The 3,451-nt window shown below is 38.4% G+C and carries 3 protein-coding genes; 2 read left to right on the forward strand and 1 reads right to left on the reverse strand.

Annotation, left to right across the window (positions count from 1 at the left end; translation table 11 throughout):
* Positions 1 to 945 (reverse strand): MFS transporter (locus tag M3005_RS05905; protein WP_293794536.1); only part of this gene is annotated, 945 nt, incomplete at its 3' end.
* Positions 946 to 1,185: 240 nt separating this feature from the next.
* On the opposite strand from M3005_RS05905, the gene zwf reads away from it, so the two are divergent.
* Together zwf and M3005_RS05915 are read left to right on the forward strand one after the other, a co-directional pair.
* On the forward strand, positions 1,186 to 2,667 hold the full coding sequence (zwf, locus tag M3005_RS05910) for a glucose-6-phosphate dehydrogenase (RefSeq protein ID WP_053791307.1): 1,482 nt from the start codon (positions 1,186 to 1,188) through the stop codon (positions 2,665 to 2,667).
* A gap of 81 nt (positions 2,668 to 2,748) precedes the next feature.
* On the forward strand, positions 2,749 to 3,451 hold a 703-nt coding region (locus M3005_RS05915), incomplete at its 3' end, for an NAD(P)-binding domain-containing protein (protein WP_293794538.1).

The following is a 3,451-nucleotide window of genomic DNA, read 5'->3' on the forward strand; positions in this document are numbered from 1 at the left end:
CATTTCACCAAATGTTAGGAAAATCATGATGGCTAAAAAGACTGGGAAAGTCTTTGCGTAAACTAGGAAGTAAAACGAAATTGCGAAGATAAATACTCCCAAGAAAACTTGGTGATTTAAATGAATTTTTAGTCGTTTACTTACGTAATTTAATATAGGTTGTCCAAATACAATCATTAGACCGTTAACTGTCCAAAGCATTGAGTATGCTTCAAACGGAATCCCCATTTTAACCATGTGGACTGACATAACACTTTCCCACAATGTATAACTCAAGTAGACGGTAAATACCATGATACAAATTGGGTAGATTAGTCGAACGTTGGACTTAAAAATCCCCTCTTTTTCTTCCTTGATTTCTTCTTTTGGAATACTGTTATCGTAGTCTGAAAAGTCGATGTTGAAGTATACAAAAGTAAGCAACCATAGCAAGATGTAAAATACCGCTGCGGTCATAAAGACAATGGCGACACCATATTTTAGTAGGTATCCAACCATCGCAGTTCCGATTACCACCCCGATGTTTAATCCGACATATAGGATGTTGAATACCGTTCTGGTGTCCTTACTCTTAACGTTGGTAGCATATGAGTTTAGAAGTGTAAGGTTAATCCCGTCTCCAAACCCTAAAACTACCATTAGAATCGCAAAGGTAGGCCATCCATGAAAGAAAATTAATGCTAAAATGGCGGCCGTCGAGACGGTAATACCAATCAAGGCCGCTTTGTACGCTGACCAATGATCAAATAGATAACCCCCGATGTAATTACCAATAATGGTAAAACCGGAAATAAATAGTAATGATACCCCCGACACTAGTAGTGACTTATGTAAATAGTCATCGATATACATCGTTACTAGTGGCCACATGAATGCAGCACCGGAATTTAACAATAGTGAATAGAAAAATACTAAACGAAGTCCTAATTCTGTTCTTTTCTTCATGAATCCTCCCCCTTATTCAAATGTTCTAACAACAATTATAATTCATTTGAGAGCATAATATCCATTAAGAGATGTTTAAATTATTAAATTTTAGTAAAGCGTTTACATTTCTTTTGTGCTATGGATTAAAAACACTTTTTTAATTTAGCATGGTGTTATATAATAGCCTTGTATTATTAACCGAAAATGAAAGATATTTCATTTGATTCGTTAAAATTTTTCTATAAGGAGTGACGGTAATTGGCAACAGCAACTCGTGCCTTGTTCATGCTTTTTGGTGCAACAGGTGACCTAGCTAAACGTAAATTATATCCATCTATTTTTAACCTATACAAAAAAGGTTACGTAGATAACGATCACTTTGCATTAATCGGTACTGGTCGTCGTGAATGGAGCGACGAAAAGTTCCGCGAAGTAATCTTGGACTCTGTAAGTGCCAACGCTGACAGCGAAGAACAAGCAAAAGCTTTCGCTAGTCATTTTTACTACATGTCACACGACGTAACTAATCCAGAACATTACGACGCATTAAGTGACTACGCAAACAAGTTAGACCAACAATATGATATTGAAGGAAATCGTATCTTCTACATTTCCATGGCTCCTAACTTCTTTGGAACTGTAGCTAAAAACTTAAAAGCCCACAACTGTTTATCAGACAATGGCGGTTTCAACCGTTTAATTATCGAAAAACCATTCGGACGTGACTACGACACAGCTGAAGAATTGAACAATGCTTTGGCTAAATCATTTAACGAAAACCAAGTTTACAGAATTGATCATTACTTGGGTAAAGAAATGGTTCAAAACATTATTGCATTACGTTTTGGTAACCCACTAATCGAAGGTATTTGGAACAACAAGTACATTGACAACATTCAAGTAACCCTTGCTGAAAAGCTAGGTGTTGAAGAACGTGCCGGATACTATGATGGTTCAGGTGCCCTACGTGATATGGTACAAAACCACACTATGCAAATGCTTACTATTCTTGCAATGGAAGACCCTATTTCATTCAAGGACGTAGACATCCGCAGAGAAAAGATTCGTGCACTAAGAAGCATGCATGTTTACACTGAAGACGAAGCTCGTCAAAACTTCGTTCGTGGACAATATGGTGCAAACGGTGACCAAAGAGATTACCGTCACGAAGACAACGTTCCTAACGATTCAATTACCGAAACTTACGTTGCCGGTAAAGTATTGTTCGAAAACAAACGTTGGAAGAACGTTCCTTTCTACATCAGAACTGGTAAGATGCTAACTGACAAGTTTACTAGAATCGATGTTGTATTCAAGAAACCGCTAGTAGACATCTTTGCTTCTGCTAAAGGAACTGAAAGCGAATTAAACAACAACGTGCTTACTTTATTCGTAGACCCTGTTAACAAGATCATCCTACGTCTAAACGGAAAGCAAGCTGGTCAAGGTATGGAAATGCAACCACTAGACTTAACTCACACTCAAAGTGATGAAGAAAAGGCTGCTACTCCAGAACCATACGAACGTTTAATCCACGATGCTATCTTAGGTAACGCTACTAACTTTGCCAGTTGGGACGAAGTAAGTCGTGCTTGGGAATTCGCCGATGTTATCAGACATGTTTGGGATACTGACAAACCAGACTTCCCTAACTACACACCAGGTTCAATGGGACCTGATGCTGCCGACGAATTACTAGCTCGTGATGGCAGAGCTTGGGTTTTTAACTCAAAAAAATAATTTATATGACATTTAATCATTAAAATGTTAAAATCTAAGTGTATATTTATACACAATTTTCTTTAAAAAGGAAGGTTTATAATGGCTGACTCAAAAGCAAACATTGGTGTTGTTGGAATGGCTGTTATGGGTAAGAACTTAGCCCTTAACATTGAAAGCCGCGGCTTCACTGTAGGTATTTTTAACCGTTCAGCTTCAAAGACTGAAGCGGTAATGAAGGATCACGCAGACAAGAACTTGGTACCAAGTTACTCTGTTGAAGATTTTGTTAACTCACTAGAAACTCCACGTCGTATCGTTATGATGGTTAAGGCTGGTAAGCCAACTGACGCAACTATCGACTCACTATTACCTTTATTAGACAAGGGTGATATCTTAATTGATGGTGGTAACACTAACTTCCATAACACAATCGAAAGAAACGCTAGACTAGATGCATCTGGTATCAACTTTATTGGTATGGGTGTTTCTGGTGGTGAACTAGGTGCTTTACACGGTCCATCACTAATGCCTGGTGGTCAAGAAGAAGCATACAAGCTAGTTGAACCTGTTTTAACTCAAATCGCTGCTAAGGCTAGCGATGGTAAGCCATGTGTTGCTTACATCGGACCTAACGGTGCAGGTCACTACGTAAAGATGGTTCACAACGGTATTGAATACGGTGATGAACAATTAATCGACGAAAGTTACGACATTCTTCGTAACGGTGCCGGTATCGACATTGACGAATTAGCTGATATCTTCAAGGAATGGAACAAGGGTGAACTAAACAGTTACCTAATCG

It is taken from the genome of Apilactobacillus sp. (assembly GCF_025290035.1).
GTDB lineage: Bacteria > Bacillota > Bacilli > Lactobacillales > Lactobacillaceae > Apilactobacillus.